Genomic DNA, 12,521 nt, shown 5'->3' on the forward strand with positions numbered 1-12,521 from the left:
GGTGTCTTCGTTCCGCCGCACGCGATGGCGCTCCCACCGGGTGTCGTCGCCGACCCGGAGGTATGTCAGATGAAGGTTTCGCGCGTTGACGTCGTCGGTTCGGCGGGGGAGCGGTGAATGCGGCAGTCGGCTCGGGGGTCGATGCTGCCCGGCCGCGATGTGCTGCTCGCGGCGTTTCGGGGTTTGCCACACGATGGCCATCCGATCCTCGACGCGGCGGGTGAGCTGGCCCAGCTGCATGCCTTGCGGGAGCGGACACCGCTGAGCGAGTCGGCGCCGATCGACCGGCGCAGGGCGCAGCTCATGCGGGCGATCGACCGCTGGGTGATCCTGGCCGCGCCGGTGCCGTCCGCCGCGGCCGACGAGCACTGCGAAACCCTGGGCGGACTGGTCGACCGGCTGGCCAGGCACAGCACCAAGGCGTTCGTCGCGCCTGCCGGTGGGCCCGACTCGGTCCACCACGACGAATGGGTTCGGCTCGACGATCTCGCCGACAGCTATCAGCGTCTCGTCGACGATCTGTGGGCAGGGGTGCGCAGCCTGCCTGCGCACACGTACTGATGCCCCAGGAACTCTTGGGCCGGTGGCGGTTTCGTACGACGTATCATTGGGCGTGAGCATTCACGCTGATTCGTCCGGCACCGTGCCCGACCCTGCCTGCGCGTGGTCGCCGGATCGGCCCGATGCGTGTCCGGCTTTATCCGCCGTCGACGGCGGTCGCGCCGGGTCGTCGGCCCTGTCGGTCGTCTTGCCGATTCGTCCGCGCACCGCGTCCGCCGACGGAGCCCCGCTGTTCTGTGTGGCCGGTGAAGCGGGACTGGCCTGGAATTACGCTGGTCTGGTCACGCACATCGATCCCCGCGTCCCGATCTACGGGCTGCAAGCCACCGTTGCCCCGACGCCCCGCACGATCCGCGACTACGCCGCCCGCTATGTCGCCGAGATCCGCCGGATCGCCCCGCACGGTCCCTACCAACTACTCGGCTGGTCCGCGGGCGGTTTCGTCGCCCACGAGATCGCGGTGCTCCTGCGCGCTGCCGGTGACCACGTCCGGGTGGTACTGCTCGACACCGACCCCGCCGCCCGCGGAGCCGTTGCGCCGCAGCGGCTCTCGGCCGGGCGATTCGTCGCCCGATTCGGCCCGCTGCTCGGAGTCGAGACCGGCACAGCCGAACTCTCTGCCGACGAGACCGCCGCGATCGTCACCGCAGCCCTGGCCGGGACAGTGGAACTCACCGGCGCCGAGCTGGACCGGATCGCCGACGCGGCGGACACGACAGCGCGGATGGTGGCCGGTCATCGCCCCTCGCTTCTCCCGGGAGATCTGACCGTCTGTGTCGCGGGCCGCACGCCCGACGGCGAAGACCGGCCGAATCCGGAAGTCGCGGTAGGCAACTGGCGTCCGTACGTCGAAGGCGAAGTCACCGGCATCGTCCTGGATGCGGCGCCCGACGAGCTGACCGCACCGGAGCTGCTGCCCGAGATCGCCCGCGTCCTCGGCACGGCCACCGCGACGTCGACAACCGGCGTCGCACGCTGATCGCGATCCGCCGCGATCGGCAGGCCTGTCGCTACTGAGCGATATCGGCGCGTGCCTGGGCGATCAGCGCCGCCGAATCGCGCGGGCTCAACGCCATCGCGCGCAACTGGTCGAAGATCACGCCGAACCGGCGGATCTCGGAGTGCCCTTCGACGAGGTCGTGCACCGACATGCTCTCCACGTACACCAGTTCGGGGTCGACCGGATTGCGGAAGTCGAGCAGAGTGAACGAGCCTGCCATGCCGGGATGAGCGCCCGCGTCGAACGGCAGCACCTGCAGGATCACATTCTTGCGCTTGGTCTCGAGCAGCAGCCGGTCGAGCTGACCTGCCATCGTGGCAGGCCCGCCGACCACCCTGCGGATCGCCGCCTCGTCCATCACCACCCAGAGCTCGAGCGGCTCCTCCTTCGTCAGGTTGACGGCGCGATCCATCCGCGCCTTCGCCCTGCTCTCCATCACCGCGGCATCGAGGCGTGGCATCGACGTGTCGATCACGGCCGCGGCGTAGTCGAAGGTCTGTAGCAGGCCGGGCACGGTCGAGGTCTGGTACTGGCGGGCCGACAGCGCTTCTGCTTCGAAATTGATGTATGTCGCGTAGACGTCGGACAGCGCGCCCTCATAGGCGTGCGACATACCGGGTTTGAGCGCGTCGGTGAGCAGGCTGAGTGCTTCATCGCGCGTTCTCTCGTTGACCTGATACAGGTCGAGCATCGCGCCGAGAGTGCGGCGTTGCGGGCGAGCCTGCGCCATTTCGATGCGATACAGCGTGGTCACGTTGATGCCGGTACGAGCGCTGACATCTTCCTTGCTCAAACCCGCGGTTTCGCGCAACTCGCGCAACATGGCGGCGAGCCGGCGCAACCGGACGGTCAGTGTCGTGCGCTTGCCTGCCATGGTTCCCCTTCTCCTGTGGCGCGCTTCGTGAATCGCATTATTGCGCTGTGGGGCGCCGATGTCACGCGATCGGCGAAGAAGGCAGGCCATCGCGCATAGCAGGAGGTCGACGCGCTCGAAGACACGCCGTAAAGCCGTGCTGCCCTGCGGATGTGACCGCCGGTTCTGTCAGGGTGGCTTTACTGCAGGAGTGACAACGCAATCTTGCGTTTCGTCTTGTGAGCGAGCATGATCCAGTTAGCCTGGTTGCGAGCAATCCGAACAGAAGACCGGGATAACCGAATCGAGAGCCAATCATGTTGGTACACAAATCTTGGGTGTCGGGTGAATTCGGGGCGTTGCGATGAGCGCGCCGGTGATGGGGGTACTGCCGACTGCGCCGCAATTGTTGTGCGCATTCCAGGGCAGGCGTTTTCAAGATCGAGAATTGTTGCGGTCGGCGCACGCGCTTGCTGAACTGCACGAACGGCGAGCGCAGGTGCGCGATGCCGCGCTGATCGCCGAAATCGATTGCCGTCGCAGCGAACTCGTCGACGACATCAACGACTGGATCGTGCAGGAGATCCCGTTGCATCGCAACGGCGCGTCACTGCACACCGAGAGTCTGGGCGCCGTCGTCGACCGGATGGCGCGCAGCTGGGTGGATGCCAACCAGGCCATCGACCTCGACGGTGCGCGCAGCGACAGCACGCACAAGCACTGGTACCACCTCGCCGAGTTGGTCGACGGCTACACCGATCTGGTCACCGATGTGGCCGGTGGCAGGCGCAGGCTGCCCGAGCAGTAGCCCATCACGCGTGCTCGGGTGACAGCATCGCCTCGAAGGCGATGCGGTCACCCCGGTACAGCGATCGCACCCGTTCGACGGGTGCGCCGTCGGCGTCGACACTGCGCCGGTGCAGCAACAGCATCGGCAGCGCGGTGGTGCATTCCAGCAGTCCCGCCTCGCGCGGCGCGGCGAGCACGGTTTCGATGCGTTCGCGCGCTGCGGCGAAGGTGACGCCGGTCGCGCGGATCGCCGCGTACAGCGAGGTGGTCGGGTCGTAGCTGCCGCGCAGGCCGCCGAAACGGTGCAGCGGCAGGTAGGTGCTCTCCAGTCCGATACGTTCGCCGTCGGCGAGCAGCACCCGTTCCAGGTGCATCACCTCGGTGCCCGGCTCCAGTTCCAGGTCGGCGGCGGTCTCCGCGTCGGCGGGGACGTCTTCCCAGGCGACGAGAATGCGGCCGGGTGTCCGGCCGAGTTTGATCGCGCCCTCGGTATAGGACTGCAGCGACAGCGGCTGGGTGAGTTTCGGGCGCGAGACCACAGTGCCCCGGCCGCGGCGACGAATCTTGCCCTCCACCAGTAGTTCTCGCAGTGCCTGGCGCACCGTCTCGCGGGCGACGCCGAAGCGGGCGGCGAGGTCGCGTTCGGACGGCACCGGGTCGCCTTCGCCGAGATCGGCCAGGATGGCGTCGATCTCGGTGCGAACCAGGAACACCTTGGGAACGCGCGTCGTGTGCGGTGCTTCCATGCCGTCCAGCCTACATGGATTGGTCTATACCAAAATTTAACCTGCCGTTCTCGCTGCCCACACCTATCGGTCTAGACCATTTGTCACCATCATTGGCATGCGATTGGTCATCATCGGTGGCGGAATACTCGGCACCGCACACGCCTTGGCGGCGATCGCCCGTGGCCACGAGGTCGTTCAGCTCGAACGCGAACGTGCGGCACGCGGTGCGACGGTCCGCAACTTCGGCCTGGTCTGGGTCTCCGGCCGGGCGGCGGGTGAGCTGGAGCTCACCCTGCGTTCGCGCGAGCTGTGGGAGGAGATCGGCGGCCGGGTCGCCGGTGTCGGTTTCCGTCCAGCCGGATCGATCACGCTGGTGCGCACCCCCGCCGAACTCGCCGTCGCGGAGGCCGCGGCCGCGGGTGCGACGGCGCAGGCGCGTGGCTTCGCCCTGCTCGATCCCGACGACGTGCGCGCGCTCAACCCGGCACTGCGTGGCAAATACCTTGCCGGACTGCACTGCTCGACCGATGCCGCGGTGGAATCGCGCCAGGCGCTGCCAGCGCTGCGCGCCCACATGGCGAGCAGCGGCCGCTACACCTTCCACGAGGGCACCGAAGCCCGTTCGGTACTCGATACCGGATCGGGTGCCGTCGTCGTTGACGATCACGGCCGCCGCCACGAGGCCGACCTGGTCGTGCACTGCCCCGGCGCCGCGCACTCCGGCCTCACTCGCGAGCTCGCCGGTGAGCTGCCGGTGCGCCGGGTCCGGCTGCAGATGATGCAGACGGCGCCGCTCGGCGAACCGCTCACCACCGCGATCGCCGACGGCGACAGCTTCCGCTACTACCCGGGTTTTGCAGGCGCCGAAGTGGATTCGCTCGCCGCCGAGCAGTCCCAGACCGCGACCGCCGCCGAGCACAGGATGCAGCTGCTGTGTGTGCAGCGCCTGCACGGCGGCCTGACCATCGGTGACACCCACGAATACACCGAGCCGTTCGCCTTCGACGTCGACGAGGCGCCCTACGACCACCTCACCGAGGTGACCGAGGAGCTGCTCGGCCGCAAGCTGCCGCCGATCGTGCGCCGCTGGGCAGGCGTCTACAGCCAGAGCGTCGACCCCGACACCATCGTCACCCGGGTGCAAGCCGACACCAACGTCTGGGTCGTCACCGGCCCCGGCGGCCGCGGCATGACGCTGGGCCCCGCCATCGGCGAGCAGACCGCCGACCAGATCGGATTGTGAGGACAACCATGCCGGACAACAGGATTCAGCTCGCCGTCCTCGACATGGCAGGCACGACCGTCGCCGACGGCGGACTGGTGCTGCGCGCCTTCGAAGTCGCCGCCACCGCCGCCGGGATCGACACCGAAGGCCCACGCCGCGACGAGGCTCGCCGGTACGTGGTCGACACCATGGGACAGTCCAAGATCGAGGTGTTCCGCGCGCTGCTCGGTGACGAGAACGCCGCCAAGGCAGGCAATCTCGCCTTCGAAGCCGCGTACGACGCTCTGATCGACGAGGCCGACATCGCACCCGTTCCCGGTGCGGTCGAGGCGATCACGGCGCTGCGTGCGGCGGGCGTGCGGGTCGCGCTGACCACCGGATTCAGCCGCGGCACCCAGGACAAGCTGCTGGCCGCTCTCGGCTGGGCCGATCTGGTCGATCTCACCCTCGCGCCCTCGGACGCGGGCCGCGGGCGCCCCTATCCCGACATGGTCCTGACGGCGGCCCTTCGCCTCGGCGTCGACGCGGTCGACCGGATCGCCGTGCTCGGTGACACCACCAGCGACATCGCGACCGGCCTCGCCGCGGGCGCCGGCATCGTCGCCGGCACCCTCACCGGCGCGCACACCGCCGACCAGCTGCGCGCGGCGGGCGCGACCCACGTGGTCGCCTCGGTCGCCGAGTTCCCCGCACTCGTTCTCTGATCGCGTGCCGCGGCAGCCGTCGCGGTATCTCCCACCGTCCCTGCGATTCCCCCTCGACACCAAGCCGAAAGTTGCTGTAATCGTGCGTACTTCCCTCACCGCGCGCCGCCTGTCCAGGGCCGCGCTGCTGCTGGCCGGCGTCACCGCCGTCGCGTTCACCGCGGCCTGCGGTGGCACCGGCACCGAATCCGCGGACGGCAAGACCGTCACCGTGTACTCCGCCGACGGTGTCGGTGGCTGGTACAAGAACCGCTTCGCCGAGTTCACCAAGGAGACCGGCATCGCGGTCAACCTGGTCGAGGCGGGCTCCGGCGAGGTCGTCAACCGCGTCGACAAGGAACAGTCGAACCCGCAGGCCGACGTCGTCGTCACCCTGCCGCCGTTCATCCAGAAGGCCAAGAAGTCGGGCCTGCTGCAGCCGAGCGGCATCGACACCGCCGCGATCCCCGCCGCGGACAAGGACGCCGAGGGCACCTACGTGACCCTGGCGAACAACTACCTGTGCTTCATCGCCAACCCCGCGGTCGACGCCTCCGCGCTGACCTGGGAGGACCTGCTGAAGCCGGAGTACAAGGGCAAGCTGCAGTACTCCACCCCCGGCCAGGCCGGCGACGGCACCGCCGTGCTGGTGCTGCTGCAGCAGCTGCGCGGCAAGCAGGGCGCGCTGGACTACCTGGCCGCGCTGCAGGCCAACAATGTGGGCCCGTCCTCGTCCACCGGCAAGCTGCAGGCCAAGGTCGACAAGGGTGAGCTGCTGATCGCCAACGGCGATGTGCAGATGAACCTGACGACGGTGAAGGAGAAGGGCTCCATGTTCGACGTCTTCTTCCCCGCCGCCGACGGCAAGCGCTCCACGGTGCCGGTGCCCTACGTGATGGGCCTGGCCAAGGGCGCGCCGCACAAGGACGACGCCACCAAGCTGATGAGCTTCCTGCTCGCCACCGACGCGCAGAGCAAGCTGGGCCCCGAGGCGTTCGCCGTGTCGCCGCGCACCGATGTGGCCGCCCCCACCGAGGGTGGGCCTGCCGCCGCGCTGAAGGGCGTCGACGTCGTCGCGGTCGACTGGAACAAGGTCCTCGCCGAGCTGGACGCCGACCTCGCGGCGTACCAGAAGGCAACCGGCAGCTGAATCCGGCTGTGCTGTAAGGGAGTTGACGATGTTCGACGGTGACCTCCGCATCAAGTCCGCCACGCGCACCGTGGCGGCGGCGAACGAGCAGGCGATCGTGTTCGACCGGGTCGGGGTCAGGTACGGCAGGGGCCGCAAGGCCGCGGTCGCGCTGGCCGATTTCACCCTGCGCGTCGCCGTCGGCGAGACCGTCGCGCTGCTCGGCCCGAGTGGGTCGGGCAAGTCGACCGCGCTCAAGGCGCTGGCCGGGTTCGTCCGGCCCACCTCGGGCGCGGTCCGGCTGGCAGGCCGCGACGTCACCGATCTCTCGCCCGCCAAGCGCGGGATCGGTGTCGTCGTGCAGTCCTACGCGCTGTTCCCGCACATGAGCGTGCACGGCAATGTCGCGTTCGGGCTGACATCGCACCGGGTCCCGCGCGCCGAGATCGGCGCGCGGGTCGCCGAGGCGCTGGACATGGTCGGGATGGCAGGCTACGCCCAGCGGCTGCCGCGCGAGCTGTCCGGCGGCCAGCAGCAGCGGGTGGCGATCGCCCGCGCGCTGGCGATCCGGCCCAAGGTGCTGCTGCTCGACGAGCCGCTGGCCGCGCTCGACGCGCAGCTACGGCACTCGATGCTCGGCGAGCTCCAGCGGTTGCGGAAAGCGTTGCCCGACACGGCGATGCTGTATGTCACCCACGATCAGGCCGAGGCGCTGGCACTGGCCGACCGGATCGCGGTGATGCGTGATTCCCGGCTGGTCGACATCGATACCGCCGAGAACCTGTGGCAGCGTCCGCCTTCCGATTTCACCGCCGGATTCCTGGGTGGTGCGAATCTGGTGCCGTGCACGGTCAATCACGTCACCGGCACGGCGGCGCTGGTTACCGCCGGTACGGCGACGTTGCGCGCGCAGGCACCGCAGCCCGGTGTCGGGCTGGCCGACTGGGCGCCGAATGATGCCGCGTTGCTGTGCATTCGGCCGCACACGATCGCAGTCGGCAAGACCGGTGACCGCGACGCCCTACGTGCCACCGTGCTGTCCTCGGTGTGGCGCGGCGCTTCGACCAGGGTCGAGCTGGCGGTCGATGGGCTGCCCGGTGAGCTCGCCGCCGACGTGCCGGGCCATTTCACCACCGAGGTCGGCGCGGTCGTCGGCGTGCGGCTGCCCGATCCGGCCGGTGTGCTGATCCCCAACGCGATCGGTGGTGGAAGTGATACCTGGACAGCCGGTTCCGAGTGCGCTGATCGGGGTGGCGCGTCGTGATCGCGTTCACGCGCACCCGAGTGCAGTCGGCGTACCCCACCGAGCCGGTATCGACTCGGTGTAGCCGTGGGGAGGTGCAGCGATGAGCACTCCCATCCTCGATCAGCCCGCTCCCGCGGCTGAAACGAAACCCGCTCCCGCGCAGCGTTCGTGGCTGCCGATCCTGTGGACGATGCCGCCCGTGCTCGTCGTGCTCGGCATCGCGGGCTACCCGATCCTGCGCGTACTCACCGAGTCCACCCAGACTCCGACCGGGCGCGGCACCGAGGTGTGGACTTCGGTGCTCGGGTCCGAGCCGTTCCGGGAAGCGTTGTGGCGCACCGTGTCCATCGCCGTCTGCGCGACGGCGGGGTGCCTGGTGCTCGGGACGTTCCTGGCGATCGTGCTGGCATTCGTGCCGTTCCCTGGTTCGGGGGTGGTCGGCAGGCTCATCGACACGATCTTGACTCTGCCGTCGTTCCTGATCACCCTCGCCTTCACGTTTCTCTACGGAACGGCGGGCGCGGTGAACGCGCTGCTGGCCGAAGTGACCGGCGCCACCGAGCCGGTCGTCGACTTCCTCACCACCCCGCTCGGGGTGATCCTGGCCGAGATCACCTACTTCACCCCGTTCGTGGTGCGGCCGGTGCTCGCCGCGTTCGCACAGCTGCCGCGCGAACAACTCGATGTGGCAGCGAGCCTCGGCGCGTCACCGTGGCGGGTGCTTCGGCAGGTAGTCCTGCCCGAGGCGTGGCCCGCGCTCGCGGCGGGCGGCAGCCTGGTGCTGCTGTTGACGCTCAACGAGTTCGGCATCGTGCTGTTCACCGGAGCCAAGGGCGTGATCACCCTGCCCGCGTTGATCTACACCCGCGGCATCGTCACCTTCGACCTGCCCGGCGCCGCCGTGCTCGCCTCGGTGCAGGTGCTGCTCTCGCTCACCCTGTATCTCGCCTACCGGCTCGTCTTCGCCCGGTTCACCACCCGCCCGAAGGGGGACTGATCGTGCTCGTCTGGACTCCTCGGGGAAAAGCTCTGGTACTAGGCGTGTTCGCGCTGGTGGTGGCGGTCGTCTTCGTGGCCCCGATCGCCACGGTGGTCGCCGCCGCACTGGCTGGCAGCTGGACCGGCCCGCTGCCGTCGGACCTCGGCTTCACCAATGTGGGCAACGCCCTCAGCGGTGAGCAGGCCGCCAGCCTGTCGGTGAGCCTGCAGACCGCACTGCTGGCCGGCGCGATCTCGCTGGTCATCGGCACCTGGGCGGCACTGGCTTCGCGGGAAGCGCCCGGCTGGCTGCGCCGCTTCACCGACGCGGTGTTCCACCTGCCGGTCGCGGTGCCCTCGGTCGCCGTCGGTCTCGGTGTGCTCATCGCCTTCAACGAACGCCCGCTGCTGCTCGGCGGGACCAAGTGGATCGTGATCCTGGCGCACACGGTCCTGGTCCTGGCCTACGCGTTCAGCGCGGTCTCCGCCGCACTGGACCGGCTCGACCCCGCCTACCGTCAGGCCGCCGAATCCCTCGGTGCGGGCCCGGTGCGGGTCATGTGCCAGATCACCCTGCCGCTGCTGCTGCCGGCCCTGGGTGCCGCCGCGGGTCTGGCGGTGGCCCTGTCCATGGGCGAGCTCGGCGCCACGATCATGGTCTACCCCGCCACCTGGAAGACGCTGCCCGTCAGCATCTTCGCCCAGACCGACCGCGGCGAGGTGTTCGACGCCGCGGCCGGAACCACGGTCCTCGTGATGGTGACGCTGGTCGTGCTCGTCGTCCTCGGCCGGGTGCGGGGCCGCGCCGCCTTGCGGTGAGTCGAGCAGTCTCGCTACAGGAGTGCGGCGGCGTCCACGGCAGTGAGACCGCCGTCGACCCGGAGATCATGGCCGTTGATGTAGGCGGCGTCGCCGGAGGCGAGGAAGGCGACAGCGGCAGCGACATCCTCGGCGGTACCGACCCGACCGGCGGGGGACAGACCCGCGACGCCGGCCTGCGCGGCCTCCGAGAGTTCGGCGCGGAAGGCCGGCGTATCGATGTAGCCGGGGCTGACCGAGTTCACGCGGATCCGGCGCGGCGCCAATTCGGCGGCGAGCGTTCGGGTCAGATTGTGGACGGCGGCCTTGCTCGCCGAGTACAGGGCCGCGCCGGGGACACCCCGGTGCAAGCCGAACGACGCGTTGATGACGATCGCGGCGTGATCGGGCAGCAGCGGCAGCGCCTTCTGGATCGTGAAGAACGCGGCCTTGACATTGGCGGCGATCACGTCGTCGAACAGCGCGCCGGTGACCTGATCGATCGGCTGGAACGAGCCGATACCCGCATTGGCGAACACCACATCGAGCTGACCGAAACGGTCGGCGACGATGGCCGCCATGGTGTCGAGGTCGCCGAGATCGGTGACATCGCCCGCGATACCGTGTGCGCGCTCGCCGAGTTCGGATACCGCAGCGTCGAGCCGGATCTTGTCGCGACCGGTCACCACCACCCTGGCGCCTTCGGCGACCAACCGGTGCGCGGTGGCCAGACCCATCCCACTGGAACCACCGGTGATCAGGGCCGTCTTGCCGTCGAATCGAGAACTGTTGTGCGTCATGGATTCAGCGTGGCCGCTCGCCCGACGCGTCGGCAGTGCGCAGTTATCAGGGGTGTGGCAACACCAGGCTCGCACGGCCCGACGCATCGAGCGTGGCAGTTACCCTGCACGTCACGCAGATTCGGACAGGCGTAGCCGCGGCAGGCGGGCGAGACGCTCGGCGGTATCGGAGCCCGGCCTCGGGTTGTACAACACCAGCGACCAATTCGGATGGTCGGCGATGGTCAGCGTGGTGGCGTCGAAGTACAGCTCGCCGACCTCGGGATGACGGAGGGCATTCACCGCTTGCAGCGGAGCACCGACCTCATGCCGTTCCCACAGCCGCGCGAACTCAGGCTCAGCGTCGGCGAGTTCGCTCGCCACCCGGTGGAATTCGTCATCGTGCGGTGCGAGCGCGGCATCGGCACGATACGCGGCGACCACCCCGGGCGCCGCCGCATCCCACAGTTCGGGCAGTCCGCGATACCGCGGACTGGTGAAGAAGGTGACCAGGCAATTGTGCGGCTCCCCGTCCGCACAATCGAACACCCGCCCGGCGATGACATTGAACGCCAGGATGTTCCAGTACCGATCACGCACCACGGCAGGTCCGCGCTCCCAGCCATCGATGAGCTGACGAATCTCAGGAGTCACCTCCGCCCCCGTCGTCCCACCCGCGGGCGGCGGATTCAGCCCGGCGAGCAGATACAGATGCACCCGCTCCGCTTCGCTCAACCGCAAGACCCCCGCCACGGCGTCGAGGACTTCCGCCGACACCGTGATGTCGCGCCCCTGCTCGAGCCACGTGTACCAAGACACCCCCACCCTAGCCAACATCGCGACTTCCTCGCGCCGCAGACCGGGCGTACGCCGACGACCCGCCGCGGGCAGCCCGACATCTCCTGGCCGGACCCGTTCCCGCCGCGACCGCAGGAAATCACGCAACTCTTCGCGCCGCCGGGTCGATGCCGCACTGACCATGGAACCAAGGTAACAACCTGGAATCGGAAGGGTTCATGGGCAACGAGGGCAATACCGTCGACCGCTGGTACAGCCGAGCAGCGATCGTGGTGTCACCGCGCCGCTGATCGCCCCGTGGTTTCTCGGCCGTGTGGATCAGCCGCACGGCCGAGCAGGCCCGAATCCGGCGCTACCCCAACGAGCCTCCACTATTGGCCCTTCAACGCTCGATCGGCACGGTTGACGAAGGTCGCGGTAGTGAAAGTACCGATGGCGAGAACGACCATCAGAATCTTCGCAGGCCAAGGCCCTTCGATGATGGCGCCCACCGCTCCCAGCAGGACGAGGCCGCTCGTGGTGACCAGCATCGTGGTCGCCCTGGTCGTTCCGGCGATCTCGCCACGCAGAATCCGCCGCGACGCCGTGAGCAGGCTGAGGGCGGGAATCCCGGGCAACAGCGCGACCACGCAGACGACGATCAGGTATTCAGGATTGACCAGCCCGGACACCACCAGTCCGACAGAGCAGGCCACAAGCGCGATACCCAGCGCAATTCCGGCGGATCCGGCAAGGCGGGTCAATCGCCGAACCGCGGGCTCGTTCGCGTAGGGCGACTGCACGCCCGGCTGCATCGCATCGATCTGAGACATTCGAAAACCCCCGTGTGACAGTTGAAATGGCGGGCGAGGACGGCCTTCTGCATCTCATGCCGACTGCCCGAATACCCCCGCCCGTACGCTACCGCCCACTATCTCCCGCGAACAACCCAACAGCGAATACATTGTCCGTCGC

14 protein-coding genes are annotated in these 12,521 nt (G+C 68.7%); 9 read left to right on the top strand and 5 right to left on the bottom strand.

Annotated elements, in window-relative coordinates:
• Positions 1-117 precede the first annotated feature (117 nt).
• Positions 118-561, top strand: coding sequence for a hypothetical protein (locus ACWF9G_RS16190; RefSeq protein WP_452516106.1), 444 nt, complete (start codon positions 118-120; stop codon positions 559-561).
• A 52-nt stretch (positions 562-613) separates the two neighbouring features.
• Positions 614-1,540: a thioesterase domain-containing protein gene (locus ACWF9G_RS16195; RefSeq protein WP_452516108.1), complete on the top strand. Its 927-nt coding sequence runs from the start codon at positions 614-616 to the stop codon at positions 1,538-1,540.
• Positions 1,541-1,571: 31 nt separating this feature from the next.
• Here ACWF9G_RS16195 and ACWF9G_RS16200 read toward each other — a convergent pair whose 3' ends face one another.
• Entirely contained in the window at positions 1,572-2,435 is an 864-nt protein-coding gene (locus ACWF9G_RS16200; protein ID WP_379310777.1) for a helix-turn-helix domain-containing protein, read from the bottom strand.
• A 427-nt stretch (positions 2,436-2,862) separates the two neighbouring features.
• Between ACWF9G_RS16200 and ACWF9G_RS16205 the strand changes: the two genes are divergently transcribed.
• Positions 2,863-3,222 (top strand): DUF4254 domain-containing protein, encoded by a 360-nt coding sequence (locus ACWF9G_RS16205; protein WP_019048160.1) that lies wholly within the window; start codon positions 2,863-2,865, stop codon positions 3,220-3,222.
• A gap of 4 nt (positions 3,223-3,226) precedes the next feature.
• Here the strand turns inward: ACWF9G_RS16205 and ACWF9G_RS16210 are convergent, their stop codons facing one another.
• On the bottom strand, positions 3,227-3,949 hold the full coding sequence (locus ACWF9G_RS16210) for a GntR family transcriptional regulator (RefSeq protein WP_452516110.1): 723 nt from the start codon (positions 3,947-3,949) through the stop codon (positions 3,227-3,229).
• A gap of 97 nt (positions 3,950-4,046) precedes the next feature.
• Between ACWF9G_RS16210 and ACWF9G_RS16215 the strand changes: the two genes are divergently transcribed.
• From ACWF9G_RS16215 to ACWF9G_RS16240, 6 genes are all read left to right on the top strand, one after another.
• Positions 4,047-5,174, top strand: a complete 1,128-nt coding sequence (locus ACWF9G_RS16215; protein WP_452516111.1) for a TIGR03364 family FAD-dependent oxidoreductase — start codon at positions 4,047-4,049, stop codon at positions 5,172-5,174.
• An 8-nt stretch (positions 5,175-5,182) separates the two neighbouring features.
• Positions 5,183-5,860, top strand: a complete 678-nt coding sequence (locus ACWF9G_RS16220) for a phosphonatase-like hydrolase (protein WP_379310773.1) — start codon at positions 5,183-5,185, stop codon at positions 5,858-5,860.
• Between the two features lie 82 nt (positions 5,861-5,942).
• On the top strand, positions 5,943-6,989 hold the full coding sequence (locus ACWF9G_RS16225; protein ID WP_452516112.1) for a 2-aminoethylphosphonate ABC transporter substrate-binding protein: 1,047 nt from the start codon (positions 5,943-5,945) through the stop codon (positions 6,987-6,989).
• Between the two features lie 28 nt (positions 6,990-7,017).
• Positions 7,018-8,232 carry an ABC transporter ATP-binding protein gene (locus ACWF9G_RS16230; protein WP_452516114.1) on the top strand — a complete coding sequence of 405 codons (1,215 nt, stop codon included), beginning with the start codon at positions 7,018-7,020 and terminating at the stop codon, positions 8,230-8,232.
• Positions 8,233-8,314: 82 nt separating this feature from the next.
• The gene (locus ACWF9G_RS16235) at positions 8,315-9,211 is read left to right on the top strand and encodes a 2-aminoethylphosphonate ABC transporter permease subunit (protein ID WP_452516116.1); all 897 of its coding nucleotides are present in this window, start codon (positions 8,315-8,317) and stop codon (positions 9,209-9,211) included.
• Positions 9,212-9,213: 2 nt separating this feature from the next.
• A complete protein-coding gene (locus ACWF9G_RS16240; RefSeq protein ID WP_452516117.1) occupies positions 9,214-10,011 on the top strand; it encodes an ABC transporter permease in 798 nt (265 codons plus the stop codon).
• 14 nt (positions 10,012-10,025) lie between these two features.
• Here the strand turns inward: ACWF9G_RS16240 and ACWF9G_RS16245 are convergent, their stop codons facing one another.
• The 3 genes from ACWF9G_RS16245 to ACWF9G_RS16255 form a co-directional block, all read right to left on the bottom strand.
• Positions 10,026-10,790, bottom strand: coding sequence for a glucose 1-dehydrogenase (locus ACWF9G_RS16245; RefSeq protein ID WP_379310767.1), 765 nt, complete (start codon positions 10,788-10,790; stop codon positions 10,026-10,028).
• A 111-nt stretch (positions 10,791-10,901) separates the two neighbouring features.
• On the bottom strand, positions 10,902-11,750 hold the full coding sequence (locus tag ACWF9G_RS16250; RefSeq protein WP_452516118.1) for a helix-turn-helix transcriptional regulator: 849 nt from the start codon (positions 11,748-11,750) through the stop codon (positions 10,902-10,904).
• A gap of 188 nt (positions 11,751-11,938) precedes the next feature.
• A complete protein-coding gene (locus tag ACWF9G_RS16255; protein WP_452516119.1) occupies positions 11,939-12,361 on the bottom strand; it encodes a hypothetical protein in 423 nt (140 codons plus the stop codon).
• Between the last annotated feature and the right edge of the window lie 160 nt (positions 12,362-12,521).

It is taken from the genome of Nocardia sp. NPDC055029, assembly GCF_053608525.1.

Coding starts and splice junctions, on each gene's coding strand:
- ACWF9G_RS16190 (WP_452516106.1), top strand. CDS start 118: ATGCGGCAGTCGGCTCGGGGGTCGATGCTGCCCGGCCGCGATGTGCTG.
- ACWF9G_RS16200 (WP_379310777.1), bottom strand. CDS start 2,435: ATGGCAGGCAAGCGCACGACACTGACCGTCCGGTTGCGCCGGCTCGCC.
- ACWF9G_RS16210 (WP_452516110.1), bottom strand. CDS start 3,949: ATGGAAGCACCGCACACGACGCGCGTTCCCAAGGTGTTCCTGGTTCGC.
- ACWF9G_RS16215 (WP_452516111.1), top strand. CDS start 4,047: ATGCGATTGGTCATCATCGGTGGCGGAATACTCGGCACCGCACACGCC.
- ACWF9G_RS16220 (WP_379310773.1), top strand. CDS start 5,183: ATGCCGGACAACAGGATTCAGCTCGCCGTCCTCGACATGGCAGGCACG.
- ACWF9G_RS16230 (WP_452516114.1), top strand. CDS start 7,018: ATGTTCGACGGTGACCTCCGCATCAAGTCCGCCACGCGCACCGTGGCG.
- ACWF9G_RS16235 (WP_452516116.1), top strand. CDS start 8,315: ATGAGCACTCCCATCCTCGATCAGCCCGCTCCCGCGGCTGAAACGAAA.
- ACWF9G_RS16245 (WP_379310767.1), bottom strand. CDS start 10,790: ATGACGCACAACAGTTCTCGATTCGACGGCAAGACGGCCCTGATCACC.
- ACWF9G_RS16250 (WP_452516118.1), bottom strand. CDS start 11,750: ATGGTCAGTGCGGCATCGACCCGGCGGCGCGAAGAGTTGCGTGATTTC.
- ACWF9G_RS16255 (WP_452516119.1), bottom strand. CDS start 12,361: ATGCAGCCGGGCGTGCAGTCGCCCTACGCGAACGAGCCCGCGGTTCGG.